This is a genomic window from Pseudomonas sp. 1121_17, from assembly GCF_052850745.1.
The window spans coordinates 1-17,726 of sequence record NZ_VXCX01000007.1; the positions used below are offsets into that span (position 1 = coordinate 1).

A 17,726-nucleotide genomic window follows, 5' to 3' on the forward strand; every position below is an offset into this window, starting at 1 on the left:
TATCAAACCGTACTCACAAGCACCCACACGAATTGCTTGATTCAATTTGTTAAAGAGCGGTTGGTTAAGAGCTTGTCGCCTCAACCGAGATGCGCATCCTACAGAAGCTCATCTCACTTAGCAACCTTTTATTTTTGATTTGTTCAATCAAATCAGTTGCTTGCGCCAGGATCAGCTTGAAGCTTCTCGCTAGCGGGAGGCGAATAATACAGGATAGAAAAAGCCGGTCAACCCCCCTCCCGCATTTTTTATGGCGGGTCGCATACAGCCAGCCTCCACTACGATTCCTCTCTATATAGAAGAGCGGCCTGCCCGCGCCACACCCGCCAGGCAAAACACTGGCGCCCGTACGCTGGCGGCAGCAGCCGCAGGCATCCGCCGAATCAATTGGGCCAGTGGCCATCTACAACTTAAGCTGTCGCTCGTCGGGTATAGCAATAAAGTATTGCCTTGGTGATGGCTCATCGCCATATTGGCGCTCCAGTCTTCTGTGTGTAATTCATGAGCAAAATCGTGCCCTGTCTGGCAGCAATGATGCTGCTGAGTGGGTGCAATGGAGTGCCAACCTCGTATGTATCTGATCCGGTCTATGATCAGGCTTTCGTAGTCACCTCGCGCGGCCCGTTGCCGATGCTGCTGATGGCCTCTGCCATTCAGTGGAACGAGGACTACGCCGTCACCGCCAAACACACCCCGTTTTTGCCGAACATTGTCCATGAAGGCCTGGGCGATGTGGTGTTCTTCAAGCACAAGGCAACCCAGGTTCCGCTGTGGCGCCATTATGTGCCTGGCGAAGCAGTGACAGCCGTCGGTTTCAACAGCCTGATGATGCCGATGCAAGGCAAAGGCCACGCATTGCCCTCACTGGTGCGTCTGCAAGGTACCAAGGGCAGCGTGTTCTATGGGGTGCATGACGGCCCTATTACCAAAGGCATGTCGGGCGGCCCGGTGTTTGCCGACGACGGCAAGGTGCTGGGTATCAATATCGCTTATCTGTCCAGGGACGAAGTGCAGGCGCATGACCGCGCCGACCTGGCCAGCAGCGAGCGCATCAGTGTGTTCATGTCCTACAGCGAGATCGACAAGGAATGGCGGCGTTATCAGCATCTGCTGGCCAAGAAGGGCAAGCCGCAACTGCCGGTGACGCCGGTCAGAGGCATGGTAGTTGCTGCCACAGCACGATGAACCAAGGGCCTGAAAACGTTTGGTTACAGCGCCCCGACCAACAGCCGCGAACCTTGGACCTCGTCCGGCGTCGGATCTGCATCCGCTCCGTTCGAGGTCAACCGCGTGAAACAACTCATCGCCCGCAAGCTGCGCCTGGTGGCGAAGACCTTCGGCTATATCGGTTGGTCGCTGTTCTGGCTGTTGATCTGGGATGTCCTGGTCACAATCGATTTCATGCTGTTCTTCAACAGCAAGTTCACCTTGCCGCTGATGCCACTGACGTTGCTCGGCTCTGCTCTGGTGGTGCTGGTCAGCTTCCGTAACAGCAGTGCCTATAACCGCTGGTGGGAGGCACGCACCCTGTGGGGCGCGCTGGTCAACAGCTCGCGCAGTTTCGCGCGCCAGGTGCTGACCCTGATTGATGACGACGATGAGGGCTTGAACCCGATCAAGGCTACCTTGTTGCGCCGGCATGTCGCCTACGTGAATTGCCTGGCGGCGCACTTGAAGGGGGAAGCATGCCCAGACGAGCTGATGGCGTTTATCCGACCCAAGGAATTCGAGCGGCGTAATCGCTCGAACAACTTCGCCAATGACATCCTCAGCGGCTCGGCCGCCTTGCTCGCCCGCGAATACAAGGCCGGCCGGCTGGACAGCATTCGCCTTGCCCGGCTGGAGTCGACCCTGGTTGACCTGTCCAACGCGCAAGGCGGGATGGAGCGGATCGCCAACACGCCATTGCCCTACCCTTATGTGTACTTCCCGCGGTTGTTCATTTCGCTGTTCTGCCTGATCGTGCCGATCGGCCTGGTCGAGTCGCTGGGCTGGTTCACCCCACTGGCCTCGACCGTGGTGGGCTTCATGCTGCTGGCGATCGAGCGGATCGGCTCCGACCTGCAGAGCCCGTTCCGCTTCAGCGAGCATCAGATCCAGATGGACACCATCTGCGAAACCATCGAGCGCAATCTGGAATCGATGCAGCGCGAAGCCCAGTGCGGCCAGGTAACCACGGACTAATCATCCAAGGCCAGCCAGTCATTGCCCCGGGCTGAGTATCCGCTCAAGCTCCGCGGCACGGTCGCGGGTCATGCCCATCACACATGTGCCGGCCTCGATCTGGCGCAGGGTGCCGCCGCTGGCCTGGCTATGGAGGGCGCAGTTGTCATCGCGATACTTGATCCAGCTGCGCTGCGCCGCGCGCAAGGCCTTCTGCGCATCGCCTGCAAGCTTGGCCTGCAACTGCTTGTAGACACGGTTCAGACGCTGATCCTGCAGGCTGGTCTCGCTTTGGATACAGCTGCTCATGGCAACGGTACTGGAGGCCTTGTCCATACACTCGGTATAACTGGTGGAAAAGTCGTCGGCGCTGGCGGCTGCGCTCGAGCAACCCAGGATCAAGGTCATGGCGATAGTAGTGCGGTTACGCATGAGCAAGTCTCGCGGATGAGTGACGGCGACCAGCCTAGCACTTCCCCACCCAAGGCCGGCTACCAGCGGCAACAATCAGACCAAACCCACTCGGCTCACTCTGTGTTCTGACAGATGCTCGCCACCCGCGCACGCAACCAGGCATGGCCGGCGTCGCCTTCCCGGCGCACATGCCACGCCTGGGCAAAAGCAAAAGGTGCGATCGCCAATGGCGGGGCGAAGGTACGCAGCGCCGGGTCCAGACGAGCCCCGCTGAGGCTTCGCCGCGCCACCGTAAGTATCAGATCGGTGCCAACCAACAGTGTCTGCGCTACGCCCCAGTGCGGCAGCGTCAAGGCAATCCGCCGTTGCTCGCCCACCTGCTGCAGGGCGCGATCGATCTCATTGTCGATGCCCGGCCGCACCGCAACCAGCACGTGGGGGCGCTGTAACCACTGACTCAAGCTCAGCCCTGCGCGCTGCGGCAGGCTCCTGCGGTCGGCCACACAGATAAAACTTTCTTCGAACAGCACCTGGCGCTGCACTTCAGCCGGCCAATCGGGGAACACGCCGAGCGCCAGATCCACTTCTCCGTCGATCAACTGCCCCAGCATGGCCTCTCGGCTGCCCTGCGAGACCACCAGGTCGACCCCGGGCGCCTCTTCGCGGACCTGCCGTAACAGGCCGGGCAGCAACACCCTGCCGCCATAGTCCGACATCGACAGGCGAAAAGTACGACGCGATTTGCCGGCTTCAAAGCCGGGACTACCAAGCAGACCGTCCAACTGCTGCAACGCATGCTGCAAAGGCTCGCGCAGGGATTGCGCACGAGGGCTCAGCTGCAGCCTGCCACCACGCCGCACCAACAGCGGATCGGCAAAGATCTCTCGCAACTGAGCCAGCGCATGGCTCACCGCAGGCTGACTGCGATGCAGACGCAACGCGGCGCGGGACACGTGCTGCTCACTGAGCAGCGCGTTTAGGGTCAGCAGCAGATTGAGGTCGATGCGGCGCAGATCATCCATGTAGCGAATACCAACTGTGCGGAGTTCGAATTTCCATCATTGAAATGGATAACACAGACTGCAGCCAGTCATTTATTCAGGAGCATCCCAATGCCGCATGCACTTGCCTTGTCTGTCCTGTTCCCCATGCTGATCGCCCTGCTGGCCGGCGCAGCTGTGCCGTTCCAGGCAGGCAGCAACGCCGCCCTCGGCCGACTGCTGGGGCATCCGTTATGGGCCGCGGGTGTTTCGTTATTGGTCAGCCTGATGTTGCTGATACCGGCATTGCTGGTGCTGCGGGCCCCGCTGCCGCAGCTGCAGAATCTGACCCAGGCGCCGTGGTGGGCCTGGCTGGGAGGATTGGCAGGCGTGTTATACATCACTGCCGCGCTGATTCTCACACCGCGCCTGGGTGCGGCCGGGTTTATCGTCTGCGTGATCGCCGGGCAGGTACTGTCCTCATTGCTGATCGATCAATGGGGCTTGATGGGCCTGCCAGAAAAACCTGTCAACAGCCTCAGGCTGGCTGGCGTGGGCATGATCGTGCTAGGCATGCTGCTGGTGCAGTGGGGCACTGCGCGCTGACAGCAGACCGGTCAGAAGGTCTGCGGTTGAATCGGCGGGTCCAGCACTCTTTCCACTTGAAAGCGCAGCGAGGGCATTTCGGTGGCAACGTACACCGTCACCCCCAACGCGGCGATCAAGGCCACGTCGAGCCAGCGCCATCCTGGCATTTGCGCAGCACTGCGGGCCTTCCAGCACCACCAGGCCTGCCCCGCGCAGAATAACGCGATTGCCGCCAGCCACAGGTAAAAGCCCGCGCCAAAACCAATCAGGTCCTGGAAGGCATAGCTGCGGTTGTCCGGCAGGCGATCGATGCCCAGGCTGCTCGCCGCCAGATACAGCGCGGCGAGGCCCAGCACCAGTGCCAGCCGGCGAAAGCGCCGGTGACTGAGCACGGCCAGGGCCAACAAAGGATTGGCAAACCACTGGTAGTGCTCGAACGGAATCCCCCAAGGCCCGTACAGCAGGATCTGCAAGGCGGGCATATGCCGCCCCGCGCTCAGGTAGACACCGTCAAACGCCAGACTGCAGAGGAACAGCAACAGGCTCAGGGCGATATAGAACGTGGGCAACTGCAGGAACCAGCGGCGACCGGCGCTCACCCGACCGTCATTCACCGTCATATCAGGCAACCGGTGGCTCCAGCAACAGGCCGTAGATACCCGAATCAGACAACTCCCCGGCCACGCACCAGCGGGCCCGCAGGGTGCCTTCAAGGACAAAGCCCTGACGCTCAAGAGTACGTGCCGAGCCCTGATTGCGCGGGTCGATTTCACCTTCCAGGCGACGCAGGTGCAGCGTGTGCGCAAGGTAATCGATGAAGCAGGTCAGTGCTTCGTCCATGTAGCCGCGGCCCTGCACGCTGCTGGCCAGGCAATAGCCGATTTCGCCACGGCGGGAGACGTCGTCGATGTTGAACAGCTGGACCATGCCGATCAGCGCCCCGGTGTCGCGCCGGTACATGCCAAGCTTGAGTTGCTCGCCCTTGGCATACGCTTCGCGATCTGCCGCCAGCGCGCTTTGCGCCTCGGCCAGGTCCTGCCACGGGGCGTGGTGCCAGTAACGCATGACCTGCGGGTCGGCCATCATCTCCAACCACTGCGCGGCGTCGGCATGACGCATCGGGCGCAGTTGCAGGCGCGGGCTTTCAAGGAGCAAGTCAGAGGGGAAACTGCGGGGCTGGGTCACGCCGGACCTCCTGTCCATCGCTGGAAAGATGACAGTCTAGCGTCAGTCGGACCCCAGGGTCACCGGGCATTTTCAACCCAATGCAATCACGCCACCTCGGCGCCTTCATCTGGCCAGTGCGGCTCGTTGGCCTCCAGCGGCGGTAACCCGTACGCAGCACGGGCTGCGTCGCAACTGGGGTTGTGCACGCCATCCACCCAGGACGCCTCGAACTCGCGGCAGGGCGTGGAACGGTTGGCGTAGATGCTGCACCCCACCTGCTTACCAATCTCGCCATCGAGGCTGATGCAGCGGCAAGGCTTGGCGTCGGTGCCGATCATGGCGACCCGGCTCGGGGTGATCTGCACCACCAGATCGTCCGGCACAACACCGCCCGATGACTGGCATTCGCCCCAGAAGAAGGACACACGGAAGTACCCGCAGCACGCGCCGCAGTCAAGGCAAGGGTTATATTCGGACATGATCGCCAGGGAGGGAGAGTTGTTGTTATCGGGGCTGAGCCCGCGGCGCCATTGTTGATCCAACCGGGGGTGGCTGAGAAGAGGGTATATGAAAAAAAACATGCCGCTGATCGGCGGCATGTCGGTTGGCTGTTAAGCGTGCGAAGAGGTTACTTGGTGGTCAGCCCATCCGCCCGGAACATCTGGCGAATGCCACGAATCGCCTGACGGATGCGGTCCTGGTTTTCGATCAGGGCAAAGCGCACATGGTCATCGCCGTAATCGCCGAAGCCGATCCCTGGCGATACGCAGACCTTGGCCTCGGCCAGCAGCTTCTTCGCGAACTCCAGCGAGCCCAGGTGTGCGTACGCCTCGGGTATCTTCGCCCAGATGTACATCGAGGCCTTGGGGTTCTCGACCATCCAGCCCAGCTCGTGCAAGCCCTTGACCAGCAGGTTGCGGCGCTGGCGGTATCGCTCGGCGATGTCGCGCACGCATTGCTGATCACCCTCAAGGGCGGCAATGGCTGCAACCTGCAGCGGGGTGAAGGTGCCGTAATCGTGATAGCTCTTGATCCGCCCAAGGGCGCTGACCAGCTCTGGATTGCCGACCATGAAACCAATCCGCCAGCCGGCCATGTTGTAGCTTTTGGACAGCGTGAAGAACTCCACCGCGATGTCCTTGGCACCGGGCACCTGCATGATCGAAGGGGCCTTCCAGCCGTCGTAGACAATGTCGGCATAGGCCAGATCGTGGATGACCAGCACGTCGTATTGCTTGGCCAGCGCTACCACACGCTCGAAGAAATCCAGCTCGACACATTGCGCAGTCGGGTTGGACGGGAAGCCCAGGATCATCATTTTCGGCTTGGGGATCGACTCGCGGATCGCCCGCTCAAGTTCGGTGAAGAAATCCACTCCCGGCACAAGTGGCACTGAGCGCACTTGTGCACCAGCAATCACCGCGCCGTAGATATGGATCGGGTAGCTAGGGTTGGGCACCAGCACGGTATCGCCGTGGTCAAGGGTGGCCAGCATCAGATGCGCCAGCCCCTCTTTCGAGCCTATGGTAACGATGGCTTCGCTTTCAGGATCGATATCGACCTGGTAACGGTCCTGATACCAGCGTGAAATGGCCCGACGCAGGCGCGGAATGCCGCGTGAGGTGGAGTAACCATGGGTGTCGTCACGTTGGGCGACCTGCACCAGCTTCTCGACGATGTGCGGTGGAGTAGCCCCGTCGGGATTGCCCATGCTCAAGTCGATGATGTCCTCACCACGACGACGGGCCGCCATTTTCAGCTCAGCAGTGATGTTGAAAACATAGGGGGGGAGACGATCAATACGCGCAAAGCGGCGCGGCGAACCTGCGTTGGCCATAACTACCTCTGAAGACGTAAGCGCCCGGAACCGTCCGAGCGACGCTGGCCGCCGCAGCGGCCGAATCAGAAGATAATGCCGAAAACAGACACCTGTAAAGTATATTTTCCTGTTTTTGTTGTGATTTTCAGACTTATGCCGTGACCGACCCCGTGCTCGGTCAGACCGCAGACGGCTATGCCATCAGCGCAGTGCCTTGTAGCTGTTGAGCTCCAAGCGCGTTACGCTCAGGCCATCGCTTGGGTCAAGGTGCTCACCACGTACGAAGCTGAACGCCTTGCCCACGCTACCGTGATGCACAAAGCGTTCAGCGCCGTCGCTTTCGGTAATGAAGGTGTAGGATTTTTTGCGCATCGCCAGATACTGCGCATCGTCCTGCTCCAGCGCCTCTAGGCAGGCTCTCAGTTGGCTGTCGCTCAACGCCATGCCTTTTTCCAACTGCACTCCCCATCGAGTCAAGCAACTATCGGCAAAGTGGCGAACGATCAGCCCCGGCTCCTTCAATGCATCACCGCCGCCCTCCCCGGTCGCAGATGCGTTGCCCACCAGAGTTGCGTGTCGGCCTGGTATGGGGAAGATACTCATACGGGTACCGGGCTGCACCTCGGGAACCACACAGGCAAAGCCCTTGGAGCGTTCGTCCCGCGCGTAAAACCCAACGTACTCTTTGACGTTGGCCGCCAGCTTCACTCGTGGTGCCTGGATATTGAGAATGCCGGGCACCGGGTCCAGCGCCAGGATATTCACGGGTATGTGCTCAAGCTCAGGGTCTGCCGCCATTGCGTTGGCCAGCATGTGGCAGCTGATGCCACCGCGGCTCCAGCCAACCAGGTTGACCACTGTCGGGATCAATGGCTTGCGAAACTGCTGGATGATCCGCTCTTGCAGCTCTTGCGGAGTGGTCGGACGATCACCGTAGTCGTAGCGATCTCGGAACCACTTGCCGGTGCTGCCGGCATCAGGGATGGGTACGCCGGCGTTCTTCAGGTTTTGGTACTCGGCCTGAGTACGCTTGCCACGCTGCCAGATACTATTGCCCTTGATGACTTGCAGGGCATGGGCGACATTCTCCTCCCAACCTTTGCCCAGCAAAGCCCCCATGGCGGCGCCGTGATCGCGGTCATCGACGAACAGGTTGTCATCCTGCAGATTGCCGCTGCCCGGGCCGTCCACCACGATCTTGTCGGCAAACTCACGCCCCTGGTCTTTGAAGGCGAGGCTGGACACCAGCTCGCCATTCCAGTAATCCCGATTGGTAACGTCACCTGCAGTAGAGCCGGTTCCACAAAAGTAAACTGTAAAAACACCCATAGCTGCACATCCTCATGATTGGAGCGTGCAACTTAAGGGTTCGATAGCGGACCGGATAAGCAGGAAGGCCTGCCAAGCAGGCAAAAAAAACCCTGGCCTTGGTGCCAGGGTTTTTCCTAACAGCGACTATCAGCGTGCGTAGGTCATGAGCACGTCAGCGGCAGTCTGGCTGTCTACCGACATCATCACGCTCAAGGCAGTGACGGTGAGGATGGAGAAGCCAAATACCTTGCGCGCCCACTTGCTGTCATCTTCAGCCTTGTAGCCGCCCCAGGCCATGTACAACCAGTACAGGCCCATACCGGCGGCAACCGCCATGTAACCGAGCCCGGCGTAACCGCCAAGGGTCAGCATCAGGGTAGCGAGGACGAATGCCAGCACGTACAGCACGATCTGCTTTTTCGCCGCGAGGATACCGCGCGCCACCGGCAGAACCGGAATATTGGCAGCGCTGTAATCCTTGAAGCGGAAGATCGCGATGGCAAAGCTGTGCGGCATCTGCCACAGGCTGAACATCACCAGCAGGGTCACTGCAGCCAGGTCGAAGCTGTTGCTCACGGCGCAGTAGCCGATCACCGGAGGCATGGCACCGGACAGGCTGCCAACCAAGGTGCCGTGCACCGATTTGCGCTTCAGCCAGAGGCTGTAGAAACCGACGTAGACGACGAACCCGATCAGGGCGCAGTACGCCGCCAACGGGTTGGCCTGCACGTACAGCAAGCTGAAACCACCCAGCCCAAGCAGGGTGGCGTAAATCAGCGCCAGCGGCAGCGACATGCCGCCCTGGACCATCACGCGGTTCTTGGTGCGCTCCATCTTGATGTCGATGTCACGGTCGATGCAGTTGTTGAACACGCAACCGGACGCCACCACCATCGAGGTACCGAGAACCACCGCCAGGAACAGGGCGAAATCCACATGCCCGCTGGAGGCAAGGAAGAAACCGCCTGCCACGGAAAGCACGTTACCGAAAATGATCCCCGGTTTGGTGATTTGGATAAAGTGCTTCAGTGACATGCAGTCTTACCTCACTTGGCCATCATTTCGAAGTGGATGCTGAACATGATCCACAGCGACAGGCCGACCAGCAGCGCGATTACCAGAACGGTGAACAGGAACGTCGACACATTGGAACGCTGCTCTTTCGAGCGGTCCATGTGCAGGAAGTACACTAGGTGTACCACTACCTGAATGACGGCCATGGCCACCACGATCAAGACGGTCAGGTTCTTCGGAAAAGTCGGGAACATGACCAGGCCGAACGGGATCGCAGTCAGGATGATCGACAGTACGAAACCGACCATGTACGACTTGACGCTGCCGTGGCTACCTTCGTGATGAGTGTCGTGTGCGTTAGCCATTACAGAACCCCCAACAGGTAAACGACGGTGAATACGCAGATCCAGACCACGTCGAGGAAGTGCCAGAACAGGCTCAGGCAGCTCATGCGGGTCTTGGCAGTCGGCGTGATGCCGTGCTTGTTGATCTGATACATCATGATCGCCATCCAGATCAGACCGGCAGTCACGTGCAGACCGTGGGTACCGACCAGCGCGAAGAACGCCGACAGGAAACCACTGCGCTGCGGGCCGTAACCCTCGGCGATCAGGTGATGGAATTCATAGATTTCCATCGCGATGAAGCCAGCGCCGAACAGGAAGGTCACAGCCAACCAGCCCAGTACACCTGCCTTGTTGCCGTCGAACATCTTCAGCATGGCGAAGCCGAAGGTGATCGAGGACAGCAGCAGGAACGCGGTTTCAACCAGCACGAAGTCGAGCTGGAAGATGTCGTGACCCGACGGGCCGCCGGCGAAACCGCCGGACAGCACCGCGTAGGTGGCGAAGAGCGACGCAAACAGGATGCAGTCGGTCATCAGGTACAGCCAGAAACCAAGTACGGTCATCTGGCCCGAGTCGTGGTGGTGATCGTCGTGCCCATGGTCATGACCATGAGCGTCACCGTGGATTACTTGACTGGACATTGATTACACCCGTTCAAACGATTCGACACGTGCGCCGGCAGGCAGAGCACCTGCTTTGGCCAACGCTTGCATGCGCTCGCCTTCGATGCGCGCCACTTCTTCAGCCGGCACCATGTAGCCCTGGTCGTCACGTGCAGCGTGGCGAACGAAGACTGCGATGGTTGCTACCAGGCTTGCGCCAACCAGCCACCAGATATGCCAGATGAAGGCAAAGCCGAAGACGGTCAACAACATGCCCATGAACAGACCGGTAGAGGTGTTGCTTGGCATGTGGATCGCTTCGTACTTGGCCGGAACCTTGTACGCAACTTCGGCTTCCTTGGCTTCGTGCCAGGCGTCCAGACCAACTTTCTCAGGCATGTGAGCGAAGTTGTAGAACGGCGGCGGCGAAGAAGTCGACCACTCCAGCGTACGGCCACCCCATGGATCGCCAGTGACGTCCAGGTTCTGGTTGCGATCGCGGATCGACACGAACAGCTGGATCAGCTGGCAAGCGATACCGAACAGGATCAGCACGGCGCCGACTACCGCTACCCACAGGTAGGGTTCCCACAGTGGGTTTTCGGTGTGGTTCAGACGACGGGTCATGCCCATGAAGCCCAGGGCGTACAGCGGCATGAACGCAACGTAGAAGCCCGAGATCCAGAACCAGAAGGCAGCTTTGCCCCACTTCTCGTTCAGGGTGAAACCAAAGGCTTTCGGGAACCAGAAGGCGAAGCCGGCAATGTAGCCGAATACCGCACCACCGATGATCACGTTGTGGAAGTGCGCGATAACGAACAGGCTATTGTGCAGCACGAAGTCAGCACCTGGAACAGCCAGCAGAACGCCAGTCATGCCACCGATCGAGAAGGTGACCATGAAGCCCAGGGTCCACAGCATCGGCGCGGTGAAGCGCACGCGGCCTTGATACATGGTGAACAGCCAGTTGAACAACTTCACACCGGTCGGGATGGAGATCAACATCGTCGCCAGGCCGAAGAAGGTGTTGACGCTCGCGCCGGCACCCATGGTGAAGAAGTGGTGCAGCCAAACTGCAAAGCCGAGAATGGCGATCGCGCCCGATGCATAAATCATCGAGTGGTGGCCGAACAGGCGTTTGCCAGAGAACGTCGAGGTAACTTCCGAGAACACGCCGAAGGCCGGCAGAATCAGAATGTAAACCTCAGGGTGACCCCACGCCCAGAACAGGTTGACGTACATCATCGGGTTCCCACCAAGCTCGTTGGTGAAGATATGGAAGTCCAGATAACGGTCAACAGTCAGCAGAGCGAGTGCAGCGGTCAGGATCGGGAACGAAGCCACGATCAGCACGTTGGCCCAGGTGCAGGTCCAGGTGAAGATCGGCATGTCCATCAGCTTCATGCCAGGCGCGCGCATTTTCATCACGGTGACGAGGAAGTTGACGCCGGTCAGCGTTGTCCCCAGACCCGATAGCTGCAGTGCCCAGATGTAGTAGTCGACACCCACGCCCGGACTGTACTGAATACCCGCAAGCGGCGGATACGCAACCCAGCCAGTCTTGGCGAACTCACCAACACCCAGGGAGATGTTGACCAGCAGCACGCCTGCCAGCAGCAGGTAGAAGCTCAGGGAGTTGAGGAACGGGAAGGCCACGTCACGTGCACCGATCTGCAGCGGAACCGCAAGGTTCATCAGACCAGTGAAGAACGGCATCGCCATGAAGATGATCATGATCACACCGTGCGCGGTGAAGATCTGGTCATAGTGTTCAGGCGGCAGATAGCCGGTCTCGCCACCCGTGGCCACGGCCAGCTGGGTACGCATCATGATGGCGTCGGCAAAGCCGCGGATCAGCATGATCATGGCGACGATGATGTACATCACGCCGATTTTCTTGTGGTCGACAGTCGTCAGCCACTCGGTCCACAAGTAGGTCCACTTGCGGAAGTAGGTGATCAGACCTACTACAGCGATACCACCCAGCGCGATCATGGCAAGTGTCACCATGACTATCGGCTCGTGATACGGGATCGCCTCCAGACTTAATTTACCGAACATCTCTTACTCCTCTGCCCCGGCAGCTGGTTGCTTACTCGACTCCACACCCTGGGTTGTGGCCAGGTCTTTGCTGCCTTGTTCTTCGTGGTTCGGCCGACCGCGGTTCATGCCTTCGTACTTGTCGACGATGGTCTGGAACTGGTCAGGCGAGGCCACGCTGTACAGCGTGACTGGGTGGTTTTCGCTTGGTTTGGCCAAAGCTTCGTATTCAGCCTTGCTCAGCGTTTTTGGCGACTGCTTGACTTCAGCAACCCACTTCTCGAAGTCGGCCTGGGAAGTGGCAGTAGCCTTGAACTTCATGCCGGTGAAACCAGCACCGCTGTAGTTGGCGCTGATACCGTCAAACACACCGTTCTCGTTGGCGATCAGGTGCAGTTTGGTGGTCATGCCCGCCATCGCGTAGATCTGGCCACCAAGACCCGGGATGAAGAACGAGTTCATCACAGCGTCCGAGGTCACACGGAAGTTCACCGGCGTGTTGGCCGGGAAGACCAGCGTGTTGACGGTGGCAATGCCCTGTTCCGGATAGATGAACAGCCATTTCCAGTCCAGCGCGACCACATCGACCTGCACCGGCTTCACGTCGGAATCCAGCGGACGATACGGATCCAGCTTGTGCGTGGACACGTAGGTCACGTAGCCCAGGGCAACGATGATGATGACCGGGATGATCCACACGGCCAGTTCGATCTTGGTCGAGTGCGACCAGTCTGGAGTGTAGGTGGCTGCCTTGTTGGAAGCACGATACTTCCAGGCAAATGCCAAAGTCATGATGATGACCGGCACAACCACCAGCAGCATCAGACCGGTAGCGATCAGGATAAGGTTCTTTTGCTCAATGCCGACCTGACCCTTCGGGTCGAGCAGGGTCCAGTTGCACCCACTGAGTAAAAGCATGCCTAAAAAGGGCAATATGCCAAACAGTCTGGGGTAACGCTTTTTACTCATCTCACGACCTCTAGATCAGCTTGCTTCAATGCAATTTGTGTTTTGGTCACCAACACTTCGTCCTGCCAAGCGTCAGCAATTTTGGCTCGAATTCGCTCCTGCCTGGGGTCCTCAACGTGGACCTGGGCGGTTAGCGGGCTTAACGGTATTTATGGTGTAGGCAAACGGCCCGTACAGCTGTACCAAGTCCATTTGGTGCGGGTTAACGCGGAGGGGTGTCCGCCCGGTATCGCCGTTGGGCGAAACTTGACGAAGTCAGCAAAAAGGAGGCCGTGGCTTCCTTCAAATCCTGCGACTCGCAAGCAGTGCCGAACGGAAATTGGGGGCGATTGTAGATAGGTCGCCCACCCTTGACTATGACTTATTGAGCAACAGTCTTTTGCAGATTCGGTAACAATGGAGTAGGGAAAATCAGGTTCGCGACAGTTTGTCGCACCCCGTCCTACAGGCCTGAAACGCTGATTCTGCAAGGCTTAGTCATTGATCTGGATCAAGCGAATGGCGAGAAAAGGGGCTTCTCTCGCCGTGCAACAGACTTGCGCTCAAGCGGTACTTTGGTCTAAGCCCGTTTGCGGTTGCGATAGATGCCTACCGGCACCAGAATCGCGGTCAGCACGAACGCCAGCAGCGCCCATTGCGCCAGCGACAGACCCAGCAGCGGAGGGTATGGCGTGCTGCAGAAACCCTCGACCTGGAACGCCAGTGGCCAGACCTTGGCCAGTGGCAAGTCATCGACGATCGGTTGCAGGGTGTCGATACCGCAACTGACCGCAGGGTTGGCGAGTATATACACATGGCGCCCAGCCGCAACGATTCCACCAATGGCACTGAGTACCACCAGCCCTTCGAACAGGGTCAGGCTCCGGCGGTTGGGCATTGCCGCGCCGATGAAGGCAAACAGCGCGATCAGCAGCAATGCATAGCGTTGCAGGATGCACAGCGGGCATGGCGCCTCGCCGAGGACAATCTGCATATACAGCGCGCCGCCAATCAGCGCCAGGCAGATCAGGCCCAGCAGGGCCAGAAAGCGCCGTTCACGGTTCAGGCGCGAGAGTTGTTCGTTCATTGCCGATTCCTTCGAGGGAGAGTGACAGCACGCAGGCCAGCCGCTGGGCAGTTTACACGCTGGCCATGAGCGTGGATGCGTCGAGGCAACGGCAAGCGCCACTCTCCGGAGACACTAGGACCGAGCCAAACCTCTTCAGTTCAACGACGGCCCTGTATATAGGCGGGCGAATGCCGGGCAGGCGCAGGCGCCTCGACACACGCAAGTGAAGGATAGCGGGATTAAAGCGAGATTAAGCCGCAGCCGGCCCGTGATCGCGCGAGCCGGCTGTAACAACGGGTTTACTCCAGCGCAGCCGCCGGCCCGAAGAATTCGTAACGGCTCTGCGCTTCGGGCACACCCAACCCTTTGAGCTGGCGTTTGACCGCCGCCATGAATGCCTTCGGCCCCAGGAAGTAAGCATCGACATCCCGCTCCTGCGGCAGCCATGCGGCCAATTGCTGCTCGCTCAACAGGCCCACGGCGTCTGCGCCCTGCCCCGCTTCGGCGTAGCAATAAAAGCGTTTGAGCTGCGGATGACGCTCAGCCAGCGCGTCGACCCAGTCGCGGAAGGCATGCACTGCGCCATTACGCGCGCAATGAATGAAATGTACCGGACGCTGCGTCGTCAGGGCAGCCTCGAGCATGGCCAAGGTCGGTGTGATGCCGACCCCACCGCTGATGAGTACCAACGGCTTGTCACTCGCCGCCAGGGTGAAGTCGCCTGACGGTGGGAACAGATTGAGCGTATCGCCCACCATCAGCTGCTCATGCAGATAGTTGGAGACCTTGCCGCCCGCCTCCCGCTTGACGCTGATGCGGTACTGCTGGCCATCGCTCAATGCCGACAGTGAATAGTTGCGGCGCTGCTCGATGCCATCGATGAACAGCTGCAGGCCGATGTACTGACCAGGCTCGGCCTTGAGCACCGGCTGGCCGTCCTGCGCGGCAAAATAGAACGAGACGATCTCGCTGCTTTCCTGTTCGCGGCGTACCAAGCGAAACTTACGCGCGCCACGCCAGCCGCCAGTGGCCTGCTCCTTCTGCTGATACAGGCCTTCTTCAGCGCCGATGAGGATGTCGGCCAGCTGGCCGTAGGCGCCGGCCCAGGCTTCGATCACCGCAGGTGTGGCGATGTCCTTGCCCAATACTTCCTCGATGGCGCGCAGCAAGCAACGACCGACGATCGGGTAGTGCTCAGGCAGGATCTGCAAGGCGACATGCTTGTTGATGATCTGACCGACCAAACCGCCCAGTTGCTCGAGCTGGTCGATATGGCGGGCATACATCAGTACGCCATTGGCCAGCGCCCGCGGTTGATCGCCGCTGGCCTGGTGAGCCTGGTTGAACAGCGGACGTACCTCTGGGTATTCACTGAGCATCATTTTATAGAAATGGGTGGTCAGCGCTTCCCCTCCGCTTTCCAGCAACGGTACGGTGGCTTTGACGATTGCACGTTGGTCGGCATTGAGCATTGCAGCAACTCCTGAGGGGCTTCAAATGGATGCAGATGCTGTTACAGCAATCATGCCAACTATTCGCCCCAGCAAAACCGGGACATTCAACCAGGCAGTGTCAAAATGACCAATCCCGGACTATAGTCATAAAGACCAAAAGGAGTCTTTATGACCACAAAGCCACTGCTCACCGCCCTTCTCCCGCTGGTCAGCGACCTGTCCCGCGATCTGCCCGACCAGGAACGCTACCGGCGCTTGCTGCAAGCCATGCGCAGCCTGCTGCCTTGCGACGCGGCTGCGTTGCTCCGGTTGGATGGCGAATGGCTGGTGCCGCTGGCGGTCGACGGGCTTGCCCCGGATACCCTTGGCCGGCGCTTTCGGGTCAGCGAGCATCCGCGCTTCAAGATTCTGCTCGGCCACAGCGAACCGACCCGCTTCGCCAGTGACAGCGACCTGCCCGACCCGTACGACGGTCTGGTCAACGCCCCCGACGCCAACCTGGAGGTCCACGACTGCATGGGCTGCCCGTTGCTGGTCGACGAGCAGCCGTGGGGTCTGCTGACCCTAGATGCACTGACCCCGGGGCAGTTTCAGAGCCTGGAACTGGAAGCCTTGCAGGCCTTCGCCAGCCTCGCCGCCGCCACGGTCACCGTCGCCGAGCGGATTCAGCACCTGGCCCTGCGCGCCGAGGACGAGCACCAGCGAGCCGAGGTCTATCGTCAGGCCAGTGGCCAGGACAAGGAGCTGATCGGCCAGAGTAAGGCCCACACCCATCTGCTCGAAGAAATCCGCCTGGTCGGCAGCAGCGACCTGACCGTGTTGATCACCGGCGAAACCGGCGTCGGCAAGGAGCTGGTCGCCCAGGCCCTGCACCAGGCCAGCGGCCGCGCCAACAAGCCGCTGATCAGCCTCAACTGCGCAGCGCTGCCGGATACCCTGGTCGAGAGCGAGCTGTTCGGCCATGTCCGCGGCGCCTTCACCGGCGCCCATGGCGAGCGTCGCGGCAAGTTCGAACTGGCCAACGGCGGTACCTTGTTCCTGGATGAGGTCGGCGAGCTGTCGCTGACGGTCCAGGCCAAGCTGCTGCGAGTGCTGCAAAGCGGCCAATTGCAACGGCTCGGCTCGGACCGCGAGCACCATGTCGACGTGCGCTTGATCGCCGCGACCAACCGCGACCTCGCCGACGAAGTGCGCAACGGCCGTTACCGCGCCGACTTCTATCATCGCTTGAGTGTGTACCCCTTGCAGGTGCCGCCGCTGCGCGAGCGCGGCCGCGACGTGCTGCTGCTGGCCGGTTACTTCCTCGAACAAAACCGCTCGCGCCTGGGCTTGAACAGCCTGCGTCTGAGCAGCGAAGCCCAGGCCGCACTGCTGGCGTACGACTGGCCAGGCAACGTGCGCGAGCTGGAACACCTCATTGGCCGTTCAGCGCTCAAGGCGCTTGGCCAGCAAGCACAGCGCCCGCGCATTCTCACCCTGCAGGCCGCTGACCTCGACCTGCGCAGCGTAGCGCCCATGCCAGCCGCGGCTCTGCCGCTGCCCGCAGATGCGATTCAGACGACGAACGGCGACCTGCGTACGGCCGTCGATACTTATCAACGCCAGCTAATTGAGGCCTGCCTGCAAAGGCACCAGAACAACTGGGCGAGCGCGGCTCGCGAGCTCGGTCTGGACCGGGCAAACCTCAGCCGTTTATGTCGTCGGCTAGGCCTCAAATGAGGACGACTGCACAAAAGGATTAACCCAGAAAGCCTCTGGTTGGCTCCCGCACGGCTGCTATATCTCCCTTACTACCGGTGAACAAGGACCG

General features: G+C 60.1%; 18 protein-coding genes. 4 read left to right on the forward strand and 14 right to left on the reverse strand.

Annotated elements, in window-relative coordinates:
- The first annotated feature begins 534 nt into the window (after positions 1–534).
- Both FW789_RS14230 and FW789_RS14235 read left to right on the forward strand, forming a co-directional pair.
- Complete coding sequence (locus FW789_RS14230) at positions 535–1,185, forward strand: trypsin-like peptidase domain-containing protein (RefSeq protein ID WP_446431703.1); 651 nt, start codon at positions 535–537, stop codon at positions 1,183–1,185.
- A gap of 105 nt (positions 1,186–1,290) precedes the next feature.
- A complete protein-coding gene (locus FW789_RS14235; RefSeq protein WP_103436103.1) occupies positions 1,291–2,184 on the forward strand; it encodes a bestrophin family protein in 894 nt (297 codons plus the stop codon).
- Between the two features lie 18 nt (positions 2,185–2,202).
- On the opposite strand, the gene FW789_RS14240 is transcribed toward FW789_RS14235, so the two are convergent.
- Positions 2,203–2,595, reverse strand: coding sequence for a lysozyme inhibitor LprI family protein (locus FW789_RS14240; protein WP_242548530.1), 393 nt, complete (start codon positions 2,593–2,595; stop codon positions 2,203–2,205).
- A 95-nt stretch (positions 2,596–2,690) separates the two neighbouring features.
- Positions 2,691–3,599: a LysR family transcriptional regulator gene (locus FW789_RS14245; RefSeq protein WP_103436101.1), complete on the reverse strand. Its 909-nt coding sequence runs from the start codon at positions 3,597–3,599 to the stop codon at positions 2,691–2,693.
- A gap of 90 nt (positions 3,600–3,689) precedes the next feature.
- Between FW789_RS14245 and FW789_RS14250 the strand changes: the two genes are divergently transcribed.
- Positions 3,690–4,163 (forward strand): DMT family transporter, encoded by a 474-nt coding sequence (locus tag FW789_RS14250; RefSeq protein WP_411562165.1) that lies wholly within the window; start codon positions 3,690–3,692, stop codon positions 4,161–4,163.
- An 11-nt stretch (positions 4,164–4,174) separates the two neighbouring features.
- On the opposite strand, the gene FW789_RS14255 is transcribed toward FW789_RS14250, so the two are convergent.
- The 12 genes from FW789_RS14255 to hmpA all read right to left on the reverse strand — a co-directional run bounded on the left by FW789_RS14255 (position 4,175) and on the right by hmpA (position 15,934).
- On the reverse strand, positions 4,175–4,714 hold the full coding sequence (locus FW789_RS14255; RefSeq protein ID WP_103438699.1) for a hypothetical protein: 540 nt from the start codon (positions 4,712–4,714) through the stop codon (positions 4,175–4,177).
- 52 nt (positions 4,715–4,766) lie between these two features.
- On the reverse strand, positions 4,767–5,330 hold the full coding sequence (locus tag FW789_RS14260; RefSeq protein WP_101316654.1) for a GNAT family N-acetyltransferase: 564 nt from the start codon (positions 5,328–5,330) through the stop codon (positions 4,767–4,769).
- An 86-nt stretch (positions 5,331–5,416) separates the two neighbouring features.
- Positions 5,417–5,791: a YkgJ family cysteine cluster protein gene (locus tag FW789_RS14265; RefSeq protein ID WP_103438698.1), complete on the reverse strand. Its 375-nt coding sequence runs from the start codon at positions 5,789–5,791 to the stop codon at positions 5,417–5,419.
- 149 nt (positions 5,792–5,940) lie between these two features.
- A complete protein-coding gene (gene alaC, locus FW789_RS14270) occupies positions 5,941–7,149 on the reverse strand; it encodes an alanine transaminase (protein ID WP_446431641.1) in 1,209 nt (402 codons plus the stop codon).
- Between the two features lie 183 nt (positions 7,150–7,332).
- Complete coding sequence (locus FW789_RS14275) at positions 7,333–8,460, reverse strand: hypothetical protein (protein ID WP_186701445.1); 1,128 nt, start codon at positions 8,458–8,460, stop codon at positions 7,333–7,335.
- 129 nt (positions 8,461–8,589) lie between these two features.
- Entirely contained in the window at positions 8,590–9,477 is an 888-nt protein-coding gene (cyoE, locus tag FW789_RS14280) for a heme o synthase (protein WP_103436097.1), read from the reverse strand.
- Between the two features lie 11 nt (positions 9,478–9,488).
- Complete coding sequence (cyoD, locus tag FW789_RS14285; RefSeq protein WP_101316644.1) at positions 9,489–9,821, reverse strand: cytochrome o ubiquinol oxidase subunit IV; 333 nt, start codon at positions 9,819–9,821, stop codon at positions 9,489–9,491.
- Positions 9,821–10,444 carry a cytochrome o ubiquinol oxidase subunit III gene (locus FW789_RS14290; RefSeq protein WP_103436096.1) on the reverse strand — a complete coding sequence of 208 codons (624 nt, stop codon included), beginning with the start codon at positions 10,442–10,444 and terminating at the stop codon, positions 9,821–9,823. The genes cyoD and FW789_RS14290 overlap by 1 nt, the downstream gene beginning before the upstream one ends.
- Positions 10,445–10,447: 3 nt before the next feature.
- Entirely contained in the window at positions 10,448–12,466 is a 2,019-nt protein-coding gene (gene cyoB / locus FW789_RS14295; protein ID WP_103436095.1) for a cytochrome o ubiquinol oxidase subunit I, read from the reverse strand.
- Between the two features lie 3 nt (positions 12,467–12,469).
- Positions 12,470–13,414 (reverse strand): ubiquinol oxidase subunit II, encoded by a 945-nt coding sequence (cyoA, locus tag FW789_RS14300; protein ID WP_101316638.1) that lies wholly within the window; start codon positions 13,412–13,414, stop codon positions 12,470–12,472.
- Between the two features lie 559 nt (positions 13,415–13,973).
- The gene (locus FW789_RS14305; protein ID WP_103436093.1) at positions 13,974–14,480 is read right to left on the reverse strand and encodes a disulfide bond formation protein B; all 507 of its coding nucleotides are present in this window, start codon (positions 14,478–14,480) and stop codon (positions 13,974–13,976) included.
- Between the two features lie 281 nt (positions 14,481–14,761).
- Positions 14,762–15,934 carry an NO-inducible flavohemoprotein gene (gene hmpA / locus FW789_RS14310; RefSeq protein WP_103436092.1) on the reverse strand — a complete coding sequence of 391 codons (1,173 nt, stop codon included), beginning with the start codon at positions 15,932–15,934 and terminating at the stop codon, positions 14,762–14,764.
- A gap of 150 nt (positions 15,935–16,084) precedes the next feature.
- Here hmpA and norR point away from each other — a divergent pair, with 150 nt between their 5' ends.
- A complete protein-coding gene (gene norR, locus FW789_RS14315; RefSeq protein WP_446431642.1) occupies positions 16,085–17,635 on the forward strand; it encodes a nitric oxide reductase transcriptional regulator NorR in 1,551 nt (516 codons plus the stop codon).
- Positions 17,636–17,726: the final 91 nt, after the last annotated feature.